Source organism: Streptomyces sp. NBC_00236, assembly GCF_036195045.1.
Lineage (GTDB): Bacteria > Actinomycetota > Actinomycetes > Streptomycetales > Streptomycetaceae > Streptomyces.
On sequence record NZ_CP108100.1, the window covers coordinates 5,523,399 to 5,542,387 of the forward strand.

At 70.8% G+C, this 18,989-nt stretch carries 17 protein-coding genes; 13 read left to right on the forward strand and 4 right to left on the reverse strand.

The window, feature by feature from the left end; all coding sequences use genetic code 11:
- Window positions 1-6 precede the first annotated feature (6 nt).
- Both OG446_RS25035 and OG446_RS25040 read left to right on the forward strand, forming a co-directional pair.
- Window positions 7-1,071 (forward strand): ABC transporter ATP-binding protein, encoded by a 1,065-nt coding sequence (locus tag OG446_RS25035; protein ID WP_328896143.1) that lies wholly within the window; start codon window positions 7-9, stop codon window positions 1,069-1,071.
- Window positions 1,072-1,096: 25 nt separating this feature from the next.
- On the forward strand, window positions 1,097-2,224 hold the full coding sequence (locus OG446_RS25040) for an ABC transporter ATP-binding protein (RefSeq protein WP_328896144.1): 1,128 nt from the start codon (window positions 1,097-1,099) through the stop codon (window positions 2,222-2,224).
- A gap of 104 nt (window positions 2,225-2,328) precedes the next feature.
- On the opposite strand, the gene OG446_RS25045 is transcribed toward OG446_RS25040, so the two are convergent.
- Together OG446_RS25045 and OG446_RS25050 are read right to left on the reverse strand one after the other, a co-directional pair.
- Window positions 2,329-3,633 carry an MFS transporter gene (locus tag OG446_RS25045; RefSeq protein WP_328896145.1) on the reverse strand — a complete coding sequence of 435 codons (1,305 nt, stop codon included), beginning with the start codon at window positions 3,631-3,633 and terminating at the stop codon, window positions 2,329-2,331.
- Entirely contained in the window at window positions 3,630-4,118 is a 489-nt protein-coding gene (locus OG446_RS25050) for a MarR family winged helix-turn-helix transcriptional regulator (RefSeq protein ID WP_328896146.1), read from the reverse strand. Before OG446_RS25050 ends, OG446_RS25045 begins: the two co-directional genes overlap by 4 nt.
- 109 nt (window positions 4,119-4,227) lie before the next feature.
- On the opposite strand from OG446_RS25050, the gene OG446_RS25055 reads away from it, so the two are divergent.
- Entirely contained in the window at window positions 4,228-4,704 is a 477-nt protein-coding gene (locus OG446_RS25055) for an NUDIX domain-containing protein (RefSeq protein WP_328896147.1), read from the forward strand.
- A gap of 12 nt (window positions 4,705-4,716) precedes the next feature.
- Here the strand turns inward: OG446_RS25055 and OG446_RS25060 are convergent, their stop codons facing one another.
- Entirely contained in the window at window positions 4,717-5,172 is a 456-nt protein-coding gene (locus OG446_RS25060; RefSeq protein ID WP_328896148.1) for an NUDIX hydrolase, read from the reverse strand.
- 218 nt (window positions 5,173-5,390) lie between these two features.
- Between OG446_RS25060 and OG446_RS25065 the strand changes: the two genes are divergently transcribed.
- The 6 genes from OG446_RS25065 to OG446_RS25090 all read left to right on the forward strand — a co-directional run bounded on the left by OG446_RS25065 (window position 5,391) and on the right by OG446_RS25090 (window position 12,616).
- A complete protein-coding gene (locus OG446_RS25065) occupies window positions 5,391-7,022 on the forward strand; it encodes a peptide ABC transporter substrate-binding protein (RefSeq protein ID WP_328896149.1) in 1,632 nt (543 codons plus the stop codon).
- 110 nt (window positions 7,023-7,132) lie between these two features.
- Window positions 7,133-8,056, forward strand: coding sequence for an ABC transporter permease (locus tag OG446_RS25070; RefSeq protein WP_148020538.1), 924 nt, complete (start codon window positions 7,133-7,135; stop codon window positions 8,054-8,056).
- Window positions 8,049-9,023: an ABC transporter permease gene (locus OG446_RS25075; protein ID WP_328896150.1), complete on the forward strand. Its 975-nt coding sequence runs from the start codon at window positions 8,049-8,051 to the stop codon at window positions 9,021-9,023. Before OG446_RS25070 ends, OG446_RS25075 begins: the two co-directional genes overlap by 8 nt.
- A gap of 13 nt (window positions 9,024-9,036) precedes the next feature.
- A complete protein-coding gene (locus tag OG446_RS25080; protein ID WP_219570767.1) occupies window positions 9,037-10,014 on the forward strand; it encodes an ABC transporter ATP-binding protein in 978 nt (325 codons plus the stop codon).
- A complete protein-coding gene (locus OG446_RS25085) occupies window positions 10,004-11,359 on the forward strand; it encodes an ABC transporter ATP-binding protein (RefSeq protein ID WP_328896151.1) in 1,356 nt (451 codons plus the stop codon). Before OG446_RS25080 ends, OG446_RS25085 begins: the two co-directional genes overlap by 11 nt.
- 219 nt (window positions 11,360-11,578) lie before the next feature.
- The gene (locus OG446_RS25090; protein WP_328896152.1) at window positions 11,579-12,616 is read left to right on the forward strand and encodes a hypothetical protein; all 1,038 of its coding nucleotides are present in this window, start codon (window positions 11,579-11,581) and stop codon (window positions 12,614-12,616) included.
- Between the two features lie 2 nt (window positions 12,617-12,618).
- Here OG446_RS25090 and OG446_RS25095 read toward each other — a convergent pair whose 3' ends face one another.
- Window positions 12,619-14,700: a prolyl oligopeptidase family serine peptidase gene (locus tag OG446_RS25095; protein WP_443050284.1), complete on the reverse strand. Its 2,082-nt coding sequence runs from the start codon at window positions 14,698-14,700 to the stop codon at window positions 12,619-12,621.
- A 211-nt stretch (window positions 14,701-14,911) separates the two neighbouring features.
- Between OG446_RS25095 and OG446_RS25100 the strand changes: the two genes are divergently transcribed.
- From OG446_RS25100 to OG446_RS25115, 4 genes are all read left to right on the forward strand, one after another.
- Window positions 14,912-15,106, forward strand: a complete 195-nt coding sequence (locus OG446_RS25100) for a DUF2304 family protein (protein ID WP_148020542.1) — start codon at window positions 14,912-14,914, stop codon at window positions 15,104-15,106.
- 126 nt (window positions 15,107-15,232) lie between these two features.
- Window positions 15,233-16,132 carry an N-acetyl-1-D-myo-inositol-2-amino-2-deoxy-alpha-D-glucopyranoside deacetylase gene (gene mshB, locus OG446_RS25105; protein WP_328896154.1) on the forward strand — a complete coding sequence of 300 codons (900 nt, stop codon included), beginning with the start codon at window positions 15,233-15,235 and terminating at the stop codon, window positions 16,130-16,132.
- Complete coding sequence (locus OG446_RS25110; protein WP_328896155.1) at window positions 16,129-16,575, forward strand: DUF6113 family protein; 447 nt, start codon at window positions 16,129-16,131, stop codon at window positions 16,573-16,575. Before mshB ends, OG446_RS25110 begins: the two co-directional genes overlap by 4 nt.
- Before the next feature lie 175 nt (window positions 16,576-16,750).
- Window positions 16,751-18,913 (forward strand): hypothetical protein, encoded by a 2,163-nt coding sequence (locus OG446_RS25115; protein WP_328896156.1) that lies wholly within the window; start codon window positions 16,751-16,753, stop codon window positions 18,911-18,913.
- Window positions 18,914-18,989: the final 76 nt, after the last annotated feature.

Genomic DNA, 18,989 nt, shown 5'->3' on the forward strand with positions numbered 1-18,989 from the left:
ACGACCGTGACCACACTCACCAAGACCGAGGACTCGCCCGCACCCTCCTCGTCCGGAGCCTTCCTGTCGGTGCGGGACCTGAGGGTCCAGTTCTCCACCGAGGACGGCATCGTCAAAGCCGTGGACGGGCTTTCGTTCGACCTGGAGCGCGGGCAGACGCTCGGTATCGTCGGCGAGTCGGGTTCCGGCAAGTCGGTGACCAACCTGAGCATCCTGGGGCTGCACAACCGGCGCAGCACCCAGGTCTCGGGCGAGATCGTGCTGGACGGCCAGGAGATCACCGGCGCTTCTGACAAGCAGCTCCAGACGCTCCGCGGCAACAAGATGGCGATGATCTTCCAGGACGCGCTGACCGCGCTCTCGCCGTACTACACGGTGGGCCGGCAGATCGCGGAGCCGTACATCAAGCACACGGGTGCCTCCAAGAAGGAGGCGCGTGCGCGGGCGATCGAGATGCTCGGCAAGGTCGGCATCCCCGACCCGAAGAACCGGGTCGACGACTACCCGCACCAGTTCTCCGGCGGTATGCGCCAGCGCGCCATGATCGCGATGTCGCTGGTCTGCAACCCCGAACTGCTGATCGCCGACGAGCCGACGACGGCCCTGGACGTCACCGTCCAGGCGCAGATCCTCGATCTGCTCAAGGACCTTCAGCAGGAGTTCGGTTCGGCGATCATCCTGATCACCCACGACCTCGGCGTCGTCGCGAACACCGTCGACGACCTGCTGGTGATGTACGCGGGCCGGGCCGTCGAGCGCGGCACCGTGCGTGAGGTGCTCAAGACTCCGGAGCACCCGTACACCTGGGGCCTGCTCGGCTCGATGCCGCGGCTCTCCCAGGACGTGGGCTCGGAACTGACACCGATCCCGGGGTCGCCGCCCAGCCTGCTGAACCCGCCGTCGGGCTGCGCGTTCAATCCGAGGTGCTCGTTCGTCGACATCGTCGACGGGAGCGGCCGCTGCGTGAACGAGCGACCCCTGCTTCCGGAGGGGCGCGGCTCTGCCTGCCACCTCACCGGCGAGCAGAAGCAGCAGGTTTTCATCGAGACGATTCAGCCCCGGCTGGGCTGATGTACCGGCAACTGGGGCTATGACCATGAGCGAGAACAAGAGCAACACCGCCGGTCCGGACACGGCTCAGGCGCAGCGGGAGCCGGATGTCTCGGAACCGCTCCTGAGCGTGAAGGGCCTGACCAAGCACTTCCCGATCTACGGCGGATTTCCCTTCAAGCGGCAGGTCGGTGCGGTCCAGGCCGTCGACGGCGTGACGCTGGACGTGTACCCGGGCGAGTCCCTCGGTCTGGTGGGTGAATCGGGCTGTGGCAAGTCGACCACGGGCCGGCTGCTGACCCGGCTGATGGAGCCGACCCGCGGCACGATCACCTACAACGGCCAGGACATCTCCCACGCCAGCCGTAGGCAGCTTGCGCCGATCCGGTCCGAGATCCAGATGATCTTCCAGGACCCGTACGCCTCGCTGAACCCGCGGCAGACGGTCGGAACGATCATCTCGGGGCCGATGGAGGTCAACGGGATCAACCCGCCCGGAGGCCGTGAGGCACGGGTGCGGGAGCTGCTGGAGACGGTCGGGCTCAACCCGGAGCACTACAACCGCTTCCCGCACGAGTTCTCCGGGGGCCAGCGTCAGCGCATCGGTGTTGCCCGCGCGCTCGCGCTCAACCCCAAGATCATCATCGCGGACGAGCCGGTCTCGGCGCTCGACGTGTCGATCCAGGCGCAGGTCATCAACCTGCTCCAGGAGCTTCAGCGTGAGCTGAACATCGCGTTCGTGTTCATCGCGCACGACCTCGCGATCGTCCGGCACTTCTCGCAGCGCATCGCGGTGATGTACCTGGGCAAGGTGGTGGAGGTCGCCGACCGCGACTCCCTGTACAACGCCCCGCGCCACCCGTACACGCACGCGCTGCTGTCGGCGGTGCCGAACGCGGACCTGGACGCGGACAAGACGGAGCGGATCCGGCTCTTCGGAGACGTGCCGTCGCCGATCATGCCGCCGTCCGGCTGCCGCTTCCGGACCCGCTGCTGGAAGGCGCAGGACAAGTGCGCGACGGAGGAGCCTCCGCTGGTGCAGCTCTCGGGTGCCCGTGAGGGCCACCTGACGGCCTGCCACTTCCCGGAGGAGCCGACCACGGAGAAGACCGGCCCGGACGTCGTTCTCGACCCCGCGCTGATCGCTCTGGAGAAGGACGCGGAAACGAAGTAGCAGGACCCTCCGGCGAAGCCGGGAGCTCGGGTGCCGGGACGCGGAAGCGTCCCGGCACCCGTTCGCGTTTCCGGGGCCTCGCGGAGGGAAAACGGGCGGCTCGGTCATCCCGCTGTCACGGAGGCTTCGGGAGCGGCGGGTTGTGGGGGAGTGCCGTCCGGCTTCGCGGGGGCGGACGGTGTGCGGTAGGCGCGCAGGGGAGCGTGGGTCGCGGCCACGGCGGCGATCGCCAGGGTGGCGGACAGCCCGCCGACGACCAGGGCGAGTGGCGCGGAGGTGGCCGATGCCAGCAGGCCACCGCGGAAGTTGCCGAGTTCGGGGCCCGCGACACCGATGACGTGCTCCACCGAGGAGACCCGTCCCCGGTACGCGTCCGGGGTCTCCAGCTGGACCAGGGCGCTGCGGGTGACGACGGACACGGTGTCGGCGGCGCCCGCCACGGCCAGGCAGCCGAGCGCGAGCCACAAGGGCCCCGCCAGACCGAAACAGGCCAGCGCCAGGCCCCAGACACCGGCCGCGCACAGCTGAACCAGTCCGCCGCGGCGCCACCGTGTCACCGTGCCGGAGAGCAGACCGGCCGTGATGCCCCCGACCGCGACGGCCGAGAGGAACAGGCCCAGGGTCTGCGGGTTTCCCTCGAAGCGGATCTCGTTGACCAGCGGGAAGAGCGCGACGGGCATGGCGAGCAGCGTGGCGGCCAGGTCGGTGGCCAGCGAGCCCCGCAGCGTCGGCCGGCCGAGGACGGCCCGCCACCCGCCGCGCTCCGGCCGGCGCCGGCCGGCCGGAGCGCCGGCGCCGTCGGGCCGCATGGCGGGCAGCCGGATCACCGCGAGCATCGAGACCGCCATGGCCACGGCCTGGGCCGCGTACGCGGCAGGGAAGTCCCAGCGGGCGATGACCAGCCCGGCCACCGCGGGACCGGCCAGCATCGCCGCCTGGAAGGAGATGTTGGTCAGCGCGAGACCGGCCGCCACCTGGTCGCCCGGCAACAGCCGGACCGGGAAGGTGCGCCGGGCAGGAGCTCCGAGGGCGCCGCAGCTCGTCCCCACCGCGACCAGGGCGAGCAGCAGCAGCACGTTGCGGTTGTCCGCCAGGGCCTGGGCGCACAGCCCTGCGGCGGCCAGCAGCTGGCCCGCGGTGGTGGCCCGCACCACGGCGCGTCGGTCGACGGTGTCGGCCAGGGTGCCGCCGAGCAGCCCGAACAGGACGATCGGCAGACCGGTGGCGAGCCCGATGGCACCGGTGCCCACAGGACTGCCGGTCAGCTCCCAGACCTGGGCCAGCACCGCCACATTGGCTATCTGGCCGCCGAGTTGGGAGACGGAGGTGCCGATCCACAGGTCGCGGAACGGCCGGTTCCCGCGCAGCGGGCGGGTGTCGAGGAACCGGGGACGGAAACGCCCGCTCATCGCGGTGGCTCGACGAGGTGGTGGAGGAGCCGCTCCCGCATGGACCGGCGTTCCAGCGCTCGCCGTACCTCCTCGACCACTCCGGTCATGGCGTGCGGGACCTCGTGGTCCAGCTCGGCGACCGTGGCGTGGGTGGCGCGCCACTCCGCCTCCAGGAACGGCACCAGCGACCGGCCGCGCTCGGTCAGGCCGATGTACCGGGTGCGGGCGTCGGGCCCGGGTTCGGAGGTGACCAGATCCTCCTTGCGCATGGCGGCGACGGTCTGGCTGATCGCGGAGTGCGAGCGGTTCAGGGACTTCGCGAGCTCACGGATGGTCAAGGGTCCGGTGTGGGCGAGCCGGATGAGCGGATAGGCGAAGCGGGGCCGTACGCCCTCGATGCCGCGCTCGACGTAGACCTGCTCGATCTCGGCGTCCATGGCCGCCAGCAGCTCGTGCAGGGAGTGCCAGGGATCGGGCAACGCTGTGGGATCAGGTGATGTCACAGCGCTAATATAACAGCGCTTGGATAATGCGATGGAGTGGGCCGCTGCGGGCCGATGTGGGCCGGTACGGGTCTTGATCGGGGGTCCGGGTGCTGCATACCGTCGGGCGGTGGAAACGCTCCGGCCCGCCGCCCGGGTCATCTGCCTCGACGCCGCCGACCGCCTGCTCCTGCTGCGCTGGCGGGATCCGGTCGACGGATCATGGCTCTGGGAACCGCCCGGCGGCGGCATCGAGCCGGGTGAGACGCCACTGGTGGCGGCGCGGCGCGAACTGGCCGAGGAGACCGGACTCGACCCGGCTGCCGTCGTTGACCGGTGGGTGCCCGTCGACCGTGACCTGTGGTGGCGGGGCAAGCGGTACACCGGGACGGAACGCTTCTACCTCGCCCGGTTCACCGACGAGCGGCCGTCCCTGCTGCGGACCGGTCTGCTCCCCGACGAGCAGGCGAGCCTGGACACGCACGCCTGGCTCGCCCGGCCGGATCTGGCCGCGCTGCCGGACCCGGTCGAGCCGCCGCAGTTGCTGACCGTGCTCGACGCACTGGTCCCGGACGGGCCGTGGAGCGGGCGGGGCCGGCCGGTGTGAGAGCTGACCGCGTCAAAGGGAGAGGGTGGCCGCCGCCCCCGTCCGTTCGAGGATGCGAAGGGCGTCGGCCGCGGCCGGTGACAGTACGGCGTCGTCCCGCAGTTCGGCGAGCGGGACCCATGCCGCCGCGTCCGTGGAGCCGTCCGTCTCGGCCACCGTCGGCGCCCCGCCCTTGAGTGTGACGACGTAGAACAACGCCGTGAGGCTCCAGCTCACCCCGTTCCGCCGGGCCGCGTAGGTCCGCGCGTCGGCCAGCCGGGCGCCCGCGAGTTCCCGTCCGGTCTCCTCCAGGAGTTCACGGGCCAGCGCCTCGACGGGCTGCTCGCCCGGGTCGATCCCGCCGCCCGGCAGGTGCCACAGCCCCGGCGCGAAGACGGGTGAGGCGTCCGACAGCCGGGCCAGCAGGAGGCGATCGTCCTCTCGTGCGATGGCGTATGCCGAAACGCGGGTCCGTACCTCGGCGTCCATGATTCCCGCCCCTCCTTCGTGTGCGTGAGCCGACAGGTGCGTGAGCCGGCAGGTGCGTGTGTCGAAAGATCAAACCCTGACGCCGGATTGCGCGCCAGTGGCCCCCGTCCACCCGCATGGCCCCACTGAGCTCGGATGGCGGGAGTAAATGTGCGAGAAGTCCGCTATGAGGCGATATTTGACCTCACGTAAGACGGAGCACTACGAGGAGGCACTCCATGCGCGGAGCCACACAGGTCAAGTGGGCCGCATGTGCGGTGGCCGTCGCCCTGACGGCGACGGCCTGCGGCGGAGGGGACAGCGGCGGCGGTGGCGGTGGCGCGGACGGGATCGTGAGCTCCTCCTGGGGTGACCCGCAGAACCCGCTGGAGCCGGCCAACACCAACGAGGTGCAGGGCGGCAAGGTCCTCGACATGATCTTCCGGGGACTCAAGAAGTACGACCCCAAGACCGGCGAGGCGACGAACATGCTCGCCGAGAAGATCGAGTCCACGGACAGCCAGAACTTCACGATCACGGTGAAGGACGGCTGGACCTTCAGCAACGGCGAGAAGATCACCGCCAAGTCGTTCGTGGACGCCTGGAACTACGGCGCCCTGCTGAAGAACAACCAGAAGAACGCCTACTTCTTCGGTTACATCGACGGATACGACAAGGTCCACCCCGAGACCGGGACCGCGAGCGCCACCACGCTCTCCGGCCTCAAGCAGGTCAACGACATGACCTTCTCGGTCAAGCTGACGCAGAAGTTCTCCCTGTGGCCCGACACCCTCGGCTACCCCGCCTTCGCGCCGCTGCCCAAGGCCTTCTTCACGGACCACGACGCCTGGGTGTCCAAGCCGATCGGCAATGGCCCGTACACGATCGACAAGTACACCAAGGGCTCGTCCATGAACCTGCGCAAGTGGGACGACTACCCCGGTGACGACAAGGCGAAGAACGGCGGGATCGACCTCAAGGTCTACACCGACAACAACACCGCCTACACCGACCTGACGGCCGGCAACCTCGACCTCGTCGACGACGTGCCCGCCTCGCAGCTCAAGAACGTCAAGGCGGACCTCGGCGACCGCTACATCAACACCCCGGCCGGCATCATCCAGACGCTCGCGTTCCCGTTCTACGACAAGCAGTGGAACACCCCGGGCGCGATCAAGGTCCGCCAGGGCCTCTCCATGGCGATCAACCGCGAGCAGATCACCAACCAGATCTTCCAGAAGACCCGCACCCCCGCATCCGACTGGACCTCTCCGGTCCTCGGCGAGGACGGCGGCTTCAAGAAGGGCCTCTGCGGCAAGGAGTGCACGTACAACGCCGCCGACGCCAAGAAGATGATCGAGGACGGCGGCGGCATCCCCGGCGGCCAGCTCAAGATCTCGTACAACGCGGACACGGGCTCCCACAAGGAGTGGGTCGACGCCGTCTGCAACAGCATCAACAAGGTCATGGGCAACAACAAGGCGTGCGTGGGCGCCCCGATCGGCACCTTCGCCGACTTCCGCAGCCAGGTCTCCCAGCAGAAGCTGAGCGGTGCCTGGCGCGCGGGCTGGCAGATGGACTACCCGCTGATCCAGAACTTCCTGCAGCCCGTGTACTACACCAACGCCTCGTCCAACGACGGCAAGTGGAGCAACGAGCAGTTCGACGACCTCATCAACAAGGCGAACGCCGAGTCGGACAAGGCCAAGGCCGTCTCCACCTTCCAGGACGCCGAGAAGGTCATGGTCCAGCAGATGCCCGTCATCCCGCTCTGGTACCAGAACGGCAGCGCCGGCTACTCGGAGAACATCACCAACGTCTCCCTGAACCAGTTCAGCGTCCCGGTGTACGAGCAGATCGAGGTCAAGTGACCCGATAGGCAGCCGGGTGGCCGGGTGCGCCACGCACCGGCCACCCGGCTTCCCCGTCCCGCGACTCCTCAGCCCAGAGACTTCCGACCCCGCGACCCCCGGAGCCCTTCATGGGACGTTATGTGATCCGGCGGCTGCTGCAGATGATCCCGGTCTTCTTCGGCACCACGCTGTTGATCTTCCTCATGGTGAACGTGATGGGTGACCCCATCGCGGGTCTCTGCGGCGACCGCCAGTGCGACCCGGCGACCGCCGCCCAACTCCGTTCGGAATTCGGCCTCGACAAGCCGGTCTGGCAGCAGTACCTGACCTACATGGGGAACGTCTTCACCGGCGACTTCGGCACCGCGTTCAACGGGCAGAAGGTCACCGAGCTGATGGCCACGGCCTTCCCCATCACCATCCGCCTCACCCTCGTGGCGATCGTCTTCGAGATCGTCATCGGCATCAGTCTCGGCGTCGTCACCGGTCTGCGCCGCGGCCGCCCCATCGACACCACGGTGCTGATCCTGACGCTGGTCGTCATCTCCATCCCGACCTTCGTCACCGGTCTGCTCCTCCAGCTCCTGCTCGGTGTGGAGTGGGGCGTCATCAAACCCTCCGTCTCCAGCGAGGCCCCGCTCAACGAGCTGATCATCCCCGGACTCGTGGTCGCCTCCGTCTCGCTGGCCTACGTCACCCGGCTCACCCGTACCTCGATCGCCGAGAACGCCCGCGCCGACTACGTGCGCACCGCGACCGCCAAGGGCCTCCCCAGGCGCCGTGTGGTCGTCCGCCACCTGCTGCGCAACTCGCTGATCCCCGTCGTCACCTTCATCGGTACGGACGTGGGCGCCCTGATGGGCGGGGCCATCGTCACGGAGCGGATCTTCAACATCCATGGCGTCGGCTACCAGCTCTACCAGGGCATCCTGCGCCAGAACTCGCAGACCGTCGTCGGGTTCGTCACCGTCCTGGTCCTGGTCTTCCTGGCGGCGAACCTGATCGTCGACCTGTTGTACGCCGTACTCGACCCGAGGATCCGCTATGCCTGAGCAGACACCGGACGAGGCGATCTCGTCCGCCGGAGCCGGCGGAACGATGGACCTCGCGCTCGACGAGGGCGACTCCCTCGAGAAGACTCCCGGCGGCCCCCGGGGGACGGGCCCCGGCACCAAGCCGCAGAGCCTGTGGACCGACGCCTGGCACGACCTGCGCCGCAACCCGGTCTTCATCATCTCCGCGTTGATTATCCTGTTCCTGGTGATCATCTCCATCTGGCCGCAGCTCATCGCCTCCGGCGACCCGCTCGACTGTGACCTGGACAAGTCCCAGGAGGGCTCCCAGCCCGGCCACCCCTTCGGGTACGACGGCCAGGGCTGCGACGTCTACACCCGTGTCGTCTACGGTGCCCGCAACTCCGTCACCGTCGGTATCTGCTCCACCATCGGCGTCTCCCTGATCGGCTCCGTCCTCGGCGGTCTGGCCGGATTCTTCGGCGGCTGGTGGGACGCGATCCTCTCCCGCCTCACCGACGTCTTCTTCGGTATCCCCGTCGTCCTCGGCGGCCTGGTCTTCCTCTCCGTGGTGACCAGCTCCACCGTCTGGCCGGTCATCGGATTCATCGTGCTGCTGGGGTGGCCGCAGATCGCCCGTATCGCCCGCGGCTCCGTCATCACCGCCAAGCACAACGACTACGTCCAGGCGGCCCGGGCACTCGGCGCCTCCAACGGGCGGATGATGCTGCGCCACATCGCACCCAACGCCATCGCCCCGGTCATCGTCGTCGCGACCATCGCGCTGGGCACGTACATCTCGCTGGAGGCGACCCTGTCGTTCCTCGGCGTCGGCCTGAAGCCACCGGCCGTCTCCTGGGGCATCGACATCTCCGCCGCGTCCCAGTACATCCGCAACGCCCCGCACATGCTCCTCTGGCCCGCCGGGGCCCTGGCGGTCACCGTGCTCGCTTTCATCATGCTCGGCGACGCGGTGCGCGACGCCCTCGACCCCAAGCTGCGCTGAGGAGTCCGCTGCCATGTTGCTCGAAGTGCGCGATCTGCACGTGGAGTTCCACACCCGGGACGGGGTCGCCAAGGCCGTCAACGGGGTCAACTACTCGGTGGCCGAGGGCGAGACGCTCGCCGTGCTCGGCGAGTCCGGCTCCGGCAAGTCGGTCACCGCACAGGCGATCATGGGCATCCTCGACATGCCGCCCGGCAAGATCAGCGGCGGCGAGATCCTCTTCAAGGACCGCGACCTGCTGAAGCTCAAGAAGGAGGAGCGCCGGAAGATCCGCGGCCAGGAGATGGCCATGATCTTCCAGGACGCGCTCTCCTCCCTCAACCCCGTGCTGACCGTGGGCCAGCAGCTCGGCGAGATGTTCGTCGTGCACCGCGGGATGTCCCGCAAGGACGCGAAGGCCAAGGCCGTCGAGCTGATGGACCGGGTCCGCATCCCGGCCGCGAAGGAGCGGGTCGGCAACTACCCGCACCAGTTCTCCGGCGGGATGCGCCAGCGCATCATGATCGCGATGGCGCTGGCCCTGGAACCCTCGCTGATCATCGCCGACGAACCCACCACCGCCCTCGACGTCACGGTCCAGGCCCAGGTGATGGACCTGCTCGCGGAGCTCCAGCGCGAGCTCAACATGGGCCTGATCCTGATCACCCACGACCTGGGCGTCGTCGCCGACGTCGCCGACAAGATCGCCGTGATGTACGCGGGCCGCATCGTGGAGACCTCACCGGTCCACGACATCTACAAGGCGCCCGCGCACCCGTACACCAAGGGCCTGCTCCGTTCGATCCCGCGCCTGGACCAGAAGGGCCAGGAGCTCTACGCCATCAAGGGCCTGCCGCCCAACCTGCTGCACATCCCGCCCGGCTGCGCCTTCAACCCGCGTTGTCCGATGGCCCAGGACGTCTGCCGCAAGGACGTGCCGCCGTTGTTCGACGTGGCGGAGCACCGTCAGAGCGCCTGCTACTTCTGGAAGGAGACGCTCGATGCACGCTGATCACTCGGGGCGCAAGGGAGCGCGCGAAGAGGGCGAGGTGGCACGCGACCTCCTGGCCAAGTCGCGGGAGGGCAGCGCGTACGCGGGCGGCGAGCCGATCCTGGAGGTACGCGACCTCGTCAAGCACTACCCGCTGACCCAGGGCATCCTGATCAAGAAGCAGATCGGTGCCGTCAAGGCGGTCGACGGCGTCTCCTTCGACCTGGCGGCCGGCGAGACCCTCGGCATCGTCGGTGAGTCCGGCTGCGGCAAGTCGACCGTCGCGCGGATGCTGGTGCACCTGGAGCAGCCGACGTCCGGTGCGATCCGGTACAAGGGCGAGGACGTCACCAAGCTGTCCGGCCGCGCGCTGAAGGCCGTGCGCCGCAACATCCAGATGGTGTTCCAGGACCCGTACACCTCGCTGAACCCGCGGATGACGGTCGGAGACATCATCGGGGAGCCGTACGAGATCCACCCCGAGGTCGCCCCCAAGGGCGACCGGCGGCGCAAGGTCCAGGACCTGCTGGACGTCGTCGGCCTCAACCCGGAGTACATCAACCGCTATCCGCACCAGTTCTCCGGCGGCCAGCGCCAGCGCATCGGCATCGCCCGCGGCCTCGCGCTCAACCCCGAGATCATCGTCGCCGACGAACCCGTCTCGGCCCTCGACGTCTCGGTCCAGGCCCAGGTCGTCAACCTGCTGGACCGGCTTCAGGCGGAGTTCAACCTCAGCTACGTGTTCATCGCCCACGACCTCTCCATCGTCCGGCACATCTCCGACCGGGTCGGCGTGATGTACCTCGGCCGGTTCGCGGAGATCGGTACGGACGAGGAGATCTACGACCACCCCACGCATCCGTACACCCAGGCGCTGCTCTCCGCGGTGCCGGTGCCGGACCCGATGGCGCGCGAGTACCGCGAGCGGATCATCCTGCACGGCGACGTTCCCTCGCCCGCCAACCCGCCGTCCGGCTGCCGCTTCCGTACCCGCTGCTGGAAGGCGCAGGAGCGGTGCGAGCTGGAGGTGCCGCTGCTGGCGGTCCCGGCGGCCTTCCGGCTGACGGAGAGCCCGGCCAGGCACGATTCGGCCTGTCACTTCGCGGAGGAGAAGCGGGTGGTGCCGCCGGAGGGCACGCTGGAGCAGGTGGGCGACGGCGGCGATGGGGCCGCGGGGCCCGGACCGGACGTGGAGGAGGTGGACCGGGAGGCCCGGAAGCCCCCGCGGTCGGAGCCGCAGCAGGAGCCGCCGTCACGGACGGAGCCGCAGCCGGGCCCGTCGCCCGAGGCCGAAGCGGCGCCCTCGCCGGAGGCGGGGGACGAGGACGACGGCCCGCCGCCCTCCGGCAGCAGCCGGGTCGGCTGAGCCGACGGACCGTTAACGCGAGGGCAACTCGGGCGTCTCACGTCCGATATACGGACCCGTCAGCATGGACTGCGTACGGCCGTGCGGGTGCCGTGGACCGGCCGGAAGGACGTCACGTCCCTCCGGCCGGTCGCCCGAAGGACCGCTCCGGCGGCCCTCTTGTCGGGAGGCCGGGCGCGGGGGAGTATCGCTGGGGTGATACTCACCCGTGGAGCAAGAGTGACCGGCGCCGCTCTCTGCGCGGTGCTCGCCCTGATCGTCGCGAGCTGGCTCGTACGGGACGTCAGGGCCGTGGACGCCGACCAGCTGTGGCGCTACTGGGCCGGTTTCGGCGAAGCGCGTCCGCAGGCGATGCCCGCGACCTCGCCCCTGGATGTCGCCCTCCTCGTGGTGTACGTCGCCGCCGCCGTCGCCGCGCTGCGCTCCTCGGTCGCCGCCACCGTGCTCGTCGCCACCGGAGTGATCACCCTCGCCGTACGGCTGCCCGGGCTCTGGGGCATCGGGAGCCACCGGATGGAGTCGGTCTTCTCCGACGACCTGCGCTCACGGGCCCTCATCTGCGCCTTCGCGGCCCTCGCCGCGGGCATCGCGCTGTTCATCACCGCCGGGGCCGGCCGCCGTCCGCCCGCCGGCTCCTACGAACAGCTTCCGACCCGGCCCGGGCCGGGCGCCTCCGTCGCCGCGTTCCTCATGCTGGGTGCGGCCGGAGCGGTGCTGATCGCCTGGGAGATCCGCCAGATGGTGCGGTACCCCGAGATCTATCCCGAGTGGTACGTGGGCGGTGACCGGGTCCCGCACGGCGTGATCGACCCGCCGCCCGGCTGGGGCACGGCCGCGCTGGCGCTGCTCTGCCTCGTCGCGGGGGTGAGCGCCCTCTTCCACGCCGTGCACGCGCGGCCGTTCGGGCTGGTGGCCGCCGCGCTGCTGCTGCCCGGCGGGGTGCTGGGGGTGGCCCGGGTCGTGCACTACGACCTGCTCGACCACTTCGGTTCGCTGTCGACGGAGACCCAGCTCACGCTCCTGAGCTGGATCTTCGAGCTGCTCGCCGCGCTGGTGGTGCTGATCGCGCTGGCGCCCAGGGGCTTCGCCGACGTGCCCGGGCCGTACGGGCCGGGGCAGGGACCCGGGTACGGACCTCCCGGCCACCACCCCACCCCGTACCCGGGGCAGCAGCCGCCGGCCCCGGGCTACGGATACCCGCAGGGCGGCGGCTTCGGACCGCCCCCGCCGCCCTCGCAGCCGCCGCCGGGCTGGTAGGTCTACCTGCTGAGTGAGCGCTTCAGGAAGTCCACCTGGAGCAGCAGAAGGTTCTCCGCCACCTTCTCCTGCGGGGTCATGTGCGTCACCCCGCTCAGCGGCAGCACCTCGTGCGGGCGGCCCGCCGCGAGGAGCGCCTGCGACAGCCGCAGGGTGTGCGCGACCACCACGTTGTCGTCCGCCAGCCCATGGATGATCATCATCGGCCGCACCTGGTCGGCGGCGTGCGAGAGCCCTTCGTCGGTGACCAGCGAGTTGTACGCGTACACCTCCGGCTGCGTCGCCGGGTCACCGAGGTAGCGCTCCGTGTAGTGGGTGTCGTACAGCCGCTGGTCGGTCACCGGGGCGCCCACGACCGCCGCGTGGAAGACGTCGGGCCGGCGCAGGGCCGCCATGCCGGCCAGGAAGCCGCCGAACGACCAGCCTCGGATGCCCACCCGGCCGAGGTCCAGCGGGAACCGCTCCGCGAGGGCGTGCAGCGCCTCGACCTGGTCGTCGAGGGCGAGCGGGAGATCGTGCTTGACGGCCTTCTCCCAGCCGGGCGAGCGGCCGGGGGTGCCACGGCCGTCCGCGACGATCACGGCGAAGCCCCGGTCCGCGAACCACTGCGAGGTGAGGTACGGATTGTGGGCGGCGAGGACCCGGCGGCCGTGCGGTCCACCGTACGGATCCATCAGGACCGGAAGCGGACCATCCGATTCCTTGTAGCCCGTGGGGAGCAGCACGGCGCACGGAATCCGCCGTGCGCCCCCTTCGGTGAGCCGCGGCCGCGCGGACAGGACCGGCTGCTCCGCGTGACTGGGAACCGTGGCGATCTGCTTCCCGTCCCGGAACACCCGGACCGTCGATCCCGGCGTCTCCAACGCGGTGGAAACCATGACCGTCACCCCGCCGGACCGGACCGCCGTATGCACGCCCGCGCCCTCCGAGACCCGCTCCACGCCCAGCTCGTTGACCCGGTAGACGTGGCTCTCGCCGATCTCCGGCTGGGCAGCCCGCTCACCCGCCGACGCCGTGACGAGGATGTCCGACTCCCCGATGTCCAGCACCGCCTGGATCTGCAACTGGGCCCCGGTCAGTGGCCGGTCCCCGACCGCGAGGACCCGCGCGCCGCCCTCGTCCGCGATCCGCACCAGCCGCCCGTCCGGCGCCCACGCGGGCACTCCGGGGAACAGGTCCAGCCACACGGGGTCCTCGTCCACGTGCACCGTCCGGGTCGCGCCGGTCTCCGGGTCCACCGCGAGGTAGCGCTGACTCTGCTGGTCACGGGCCTGGACGAGCAGCAGCGGCGCCCCGTCCGACGACCAGTGCACCTGCGCCAGATACGGGAACCGGGCCCGGTCCCACACCACTTCGGTGCGCTGTCCGGCCAGGTCGACGACGAAGAGCCGCACCACCGCGTTGGGCGTCCCGGCCGCCGGGTACGCGACCTCGGCCGGCTTGCGGTCCGGGTTGGCGGGATCGGCGATCCACCACCGCTGCACGGGGCTGTCGTCGACCCGGGCGACGAGCAGCCGGTCCGACTGCGGCGACCACCAGAAGCCCCGTGAGCGCTGCATCTCCTCGGCCGCGATGAACTCCGCGAGCCCGTAGGAGACATCCGCGTCCTCCGGCTCCGCGAGCGCCGTGTCCCCTTCGCCGTCGGCGCCCACGACGCGCAGCGCGCCCTTGGACACGTATGCGATGTGCCGCCCGTCGGGGGAGGGGCGCGGGTCGATCACCGGGCCCGGTACGGGCAGGGCGCGTGCCGTCCCGGCCCGCAGCCCGGCGACGTACACCTTCCCCGAGAGCGCGAACGCCGCCAACTCGGCCGCCGCGTCCACCGCGTAGCCGACGATCCCCGACGACCCCTCGCGGCTCCGTTCGCGACGGGCCCGCTCCTGGGCCGAGAGCCGCTCCGCCGAACCGCCCAGCAGCACCGCCGGATCGGCCACGACCCGCTCCCGAGGGGCCGCGCCGTCGCTCAGGTCCAGCACCCACAGCCGGCCCGAGCGGTCGGTGCCCGAACCCGAGCGCACGAAGACCACCCGTTCACCATCGGGTGAAACCGTGAACGCGCGCGGTGCACCGAGGGTGAAGCGCATCGTCCGGGCCAACTGCAGCGGGAAGGTGATCTCTGGCGAAGTCATATGCCGAACCTATCCGCCCGCCCCACCGTCCGTGCGCCCCTCGTGCTGCTGTGCCCCGATCAATGCCTTGCCACGGATAGTTATGATCCGTAGCGCTCGGTGGGTATGAACCTGCTGGCTCCATGCGTGCTGCCCGTCCCGACCGTACAGATGGAGGTGAACCGCCGTGGCGCTCTCGATTTCGGCGGTGGTGCTGCTGGCGATCGTCGTCTTCCTGCTGATCCGGAAATCCGGACTGAAGGGCGGACACGCGGTCGTCTGCATGCTGCTCGGTTTCTATCTCGCCAGCTCGTCCATAGCGCCCAGCATCTCCGAGCTGACCACGAACCTGGCCGGCGTGATCGGAGGCATCAAGTTCTGACGCCTGAGACCGTGCGTGGTCCGGCGGTGCGCTCCGGTGCCCGCGGCGCGTGTGCGTGTGGCTCTTCGCCCGCCGGGGCGTGGCCGCCGTCGCTGCCGGGGACTGCCGGCTCGTAGGGTGGTCCCCATGACGGACCTTCCCGCCCGGCGTCTGCTCCTGGTGCACGCGCACCCCGACGACGAGTCGATCAACAACGGCGCCACCATGGCCAGGTACGCGGCCGACGGCGCCCTGGTCACGCTGGTGACCTGCACGCTCGGCGAGGAGGGCGAGATCATCCCGCCCGCCCTCGCGCACCTCGCCGCGGACCGGGACGACTCCCTGGGCCCCCACCGCCGCGGCGAACTCGCCGCGGCGATGAAGGAACTCGGGGTCACCGACCACCGGCTCCTCGGCGGCGCCGGCCGGTACCGCGACTCCGGAATGATGGGCACCGAGCAGAACCACCGCCCGGGCGCCTTCTGGTCCGCCGACCTCGACGAGGCCGCCGGGTACCTCGTGGAGGTGATCCGTGAGGTGCGCCCCCAGGTCCTGGTGACGTACGACCCCGAGGGGGGCTACGGGCACCCCGACCACATCCAGGCGCACCGGGTCGCGACGCGCGCCGCGGAACTGGCCGCCGACCCCGCGTACCGCGCCGCCTCCGGCCCCGCGCACACCATCGCCAAGATCTACTGGAACCGGGTGCCGCGCCCGGTCGCCGAGGAGGGCTTCGCCCGGCTCCGGGCCACCGCCCCCGACGCGTTCCCGGGCATCGCCGCGATCGACGACGTGCCGGGTGTGGTGGACGACACCCTGATCACCACCGAGATCGACGGCACCGGACACAGCGCGGCAAAAGTCGCGGCGATGCGGGCGCACGCCACTCAGATCGCGATCGACGGTCCCTTCTTCGCCCTGTCGAACGACCTGGGGCAGCCCGTCCTCACCACCGAGTACTACGAGTTGGTGAACGGTGCCCCCGGCGCCGCGGACGGAACCCGGGAACACGATCTCTTCGCGGGCCTGACGGAGGCGCACCGATGAGCGGCAGCAGGCCGCGCGCCACGCGGACCAACGCACCTCCGAGGGACATTCCGGCCACCGGCCTGGCCGCGCCCCTCAACCCGCGCCGGATCGCCGCCCTGCTGGGCCTGGCGGTCCTCGGCGTGCTCGTCGGCATCGCCGGAACACTCGTCCAATCCGCCTGGTTTCCCGGCGGATTGCTGCTGGCCCTGCTCGCGTGCGCGGGCCTCTTCCACGGGGGCCGCAGCCTCATGGGCACGCAGCCCGGGGCCCTGGCCCCCGCCGCGGGATGGCTGATTTCGGTCATTCTTCTGCTGGGCGGAAGACCGGAAGGGGACTACGTCTTCGGGAACGAACTCGGCCTCGCCCTCTTCATGCTGGGCGGCATGGCCATCGCTGTGATCTGTGCCACCATGTCGCGGGCGCCCCAACTGGGGGCCGACAGCGGCCGACCTGGCAAGTAATGTGCCACGTCCCATCCCGTAATGCCCCCTGTCCGTCCGGGGGGTGCGCAGTCGTTTCCCCCGGTCGCGGGGTGTCTGTCGGCCGCGGCCAGTAAGGTGGTTCGCGCGCCGAGCCGTCCCCTGGCCTGCGGCATGGGGGAAGTACGGGCGGCGGAGCCAATCGGGAGAACCTGCTTTGAGTCGTGAAACTGACAGTTCGTCCTCCGGGCCCCAGGGCCGCGGAGGAGCCGCGTACCCCTCGGGTACGCCGCCGTACGGATCCCGCCAGTATCCGTCGCTGCACCCTTCGCAGGACGCCCCGGAGGAGTCCCCGGAGCCTGCGGATCCGCCTCAGTCCGACGAGCCGAGGACCGAGACGACGCTGACGACGCGTATCCGGATCAACATTCCGGGCTCGCGCCCCATCCCTCCGGTCGTCATGCGTACGCCCATGAGCGATGTCGACGGCTCCGGTGGCGAGCGCACCGGCTCCACCCCGCGCCCGGGCGCCTCCGCGTCCAACGGCGCGCAGGCGGCGCCGGCCGTGCCGGGGCCCGAGTCCCGGGACACCGCTGTCGCGGCGGAGCCCGCGGCCGAGAAGCCGGCCAGGGAGAAGAGCGGCAGCGACTGGTTCGCACCGCGCAAGTCCCCGTCGGCCGCCCCGGCGGGCGCGAGCGCCCCTTCCGGCACCCCGCCGAACGACGGCACGGACGGTGCGGGTTTCCGGGCCGGCGGCCCGGAGGGTCCCGGTGGCACGGATGGCGCCGGCTTCGCGGCCGGTGGCTCCGGCAGCCGGCCGGACGGTCCGGGTTCCGGTCCCTCCGGCCCGCCCCCCGGCGGCCCCCGCGCCGATCTGCCCTACTTCTCCGACGGACCGCAGCGCGCCGGTGACCCGGGCGCGCCCGGTCCCGACGCCTTCGGTGGTGACGGTGCCGGCGGGCCCCGCTCCACGCCGAACCTCGGGGTCCGTACGCCCGGACCGTCCGGCCCCACCACGGGACCGGCCACCGGCGCCTCGGCACTCACCCCGGACCTCGACGGCCGGGCGCCGTTCGGTCCCGGTCCGGGCGGCGCGGCGGGCCCCGGCGGCGCGCAGGGCCCCGGCACCCCCGGCGGCGTGCCACCGCGGATGTCGGACGACACCGCCGTGCTCACCCCGCAGTTCGGGCCTGGCCCCGCCGGCCCGGGGGGCAACGTCTCGGGCGACACGCTGAACAGCGGCATCCCCGTCGTGCCCTCGGAGCCCCGCCGGGGCGGGCCGTCGCCGTTCCCCGGCGCCGATTCCACCCCGCGGATGCCGGACAGCCCGATGGGCACCGGACCGGCCGGGCCGGGCGGGTTCGCCGACCGGGCGCCCAAGCCCGCCGCCCGTACGGCCCCGGAACCCGCGGCGCCGAGCGTCCCGGCGAAGAAGGGCCGCTCCAAGCTGGTCATGCTCTGTGTGGCCGCCGTCTGCGTGCTCGGGGTCGCCTACGGCGCCGGACTGCTGATGAACCACTCCGACGTACCCAAGGGCACCACCGTCCTCGGCGTCGACATCGGTGGCGGGACCAGGGACGACGCCGTCGAGAAGCTCGACGCCGCGCTCGGTGAGCGGTCCACGGCCCCGCTCCAGTTGACCGTGGACGGCAAGAAGACGCAGCTCACCCCGGACAAGGCCGGACTGTCCCTGGACAGCCAGGCGACCGTGCGCGCCGCGGCGGGCAGCGACTACAACCCCGTCTCCGTGATCGGCTCCCTGTTCGGCGGCGAGCGCGTGGTCGACCCGGTGATCCCGGTCGACGAGGAGAAGCTCGGCGTCGCGCTGAAGGACCTGGCCGGTGCCTCGGGCTCGGCGAGCGACGGCACGATCAAGTTCGTGCCGGGCAAGGCCGTCGCCGTCCCGGGCAAGCCGGGCAAGGCGCTCGACGTCAACCAGTCGATGGTCTCGGTACGCGACGCCTACCGCGCCCAGGTCGAGACGGGCAGGGCGAACACCGTCCAACTGCCCGTCACCGCCAGCGAGCCCACCATCAGCCAGGCCGAACTCGACCGAGCGATGAAGGAGTTCGCGGAGCCCGCGATGTCCGGCCTGATCCACATCAAGGCGGGATCGAAGGAGATCCCGTTCGGCCCGGCCAAGTCGCTGCCGAAGATCCTCTCGATGGTGGCGGTCGACGGCAAGCTCGTCGACCACTATGACAAGAAGGCCATCGAAGAGCTCTGCGGAAGCACCTTCGACGGGATCATGGTCACCAAGGGTGACGGTACGAAGCACCAGGTCGGACCGGACGACGTGGCCTTCGCGATGAGGGGCGCGCTGCTCGGCAAGACGGAGGCCGAGCGGACCGTCACGATCGACCTCGGCGGCAACGGCTGACACCGGCATCCGCGCTGTCCCGGCGCATCCCACCGCCCCCGACCGGAGCCCCGGCCGGGGGCGGTGGCGTATCCGC

Bases quoted from the DNA above. Each gene is read 5' to 3' on its own strand.
- OG446_RS25060 (WP_328896148.1), bottom strand. From the start codon at position 5,172: ATGGACGCCGAGGTACGGACCCGCGTTTCGGCATACGCCATCGCACGA.
- OG446_RS25075 (WP_328896150.1), top strand. From the start codon at position 8,049: ATGCCTGAGCAGACACCGGACGAGGCGATCTCGTCCGCCGGAGCCGGC.
- OG446_RS25045 (WP_328896145.1), bottom strand. From the start codon at position 3,633: ATGAGCGGGCGTTTCCGTCCCCGGTTCCTCGACACCCGCCCGCTGCGC.
- OG446_RS25070 (WP_148020538.1), top strand. From the start codon at position 7,133: ATGGGACGTTATGTGATCCGGCGGCTGCTGCAGATGATCCCGGTCTTC.
- OG446_RS25095 (WP_443050284.1), bottom strand. From the start codon at position 14,700: ATGCGCTTCACCCTCGGTGCACCGCGCGCGTTCACGGTTTCACCCGAT.
- OG446_RS25085 (WP_328896151.1), top strand. From the start codon at position 10,004: ATGCACGCTGATCACTCGGGGCGCAAGGGAGCGCGCGAAGAGGGCGAG.
- OG446_RS25080 (WP_219570767.1), top strand. From the start codon at position 9,037: ATGTTGCTCGAAGTGCGCGATCTGCACGTGGAGTTCCACACCCGGGAC.
- OG446_RS25065 (WP_328896149.1), top strand. From the start codon at position 5,391: ATGCGCGGAGCCACACAGGTCAAGTGGGCCGCATGTGCGGTGGCCGTC.
- OG446_RS25110 (WP_328896155.1), top strand. From the start codon at position 16,129: ATGAGCGGCAGCAGGCCGCGCGCCACGCGGACCAACGCACCTCCGAGG.
- mshB (WP_328896154.1), top strand. From the start codon at position 15,233: ATGACGGACCTTCCCGCCCGGCGTCTGCTCCTGGTGCACGCGCACCCC.
- OG446_RS25040 (WP_328896144.1), top strand. From the start codon at position 1,097: ATGAGCGAGAACAAGAGCAACACCGCCGGTCCGGACACGGCTCAGGCG.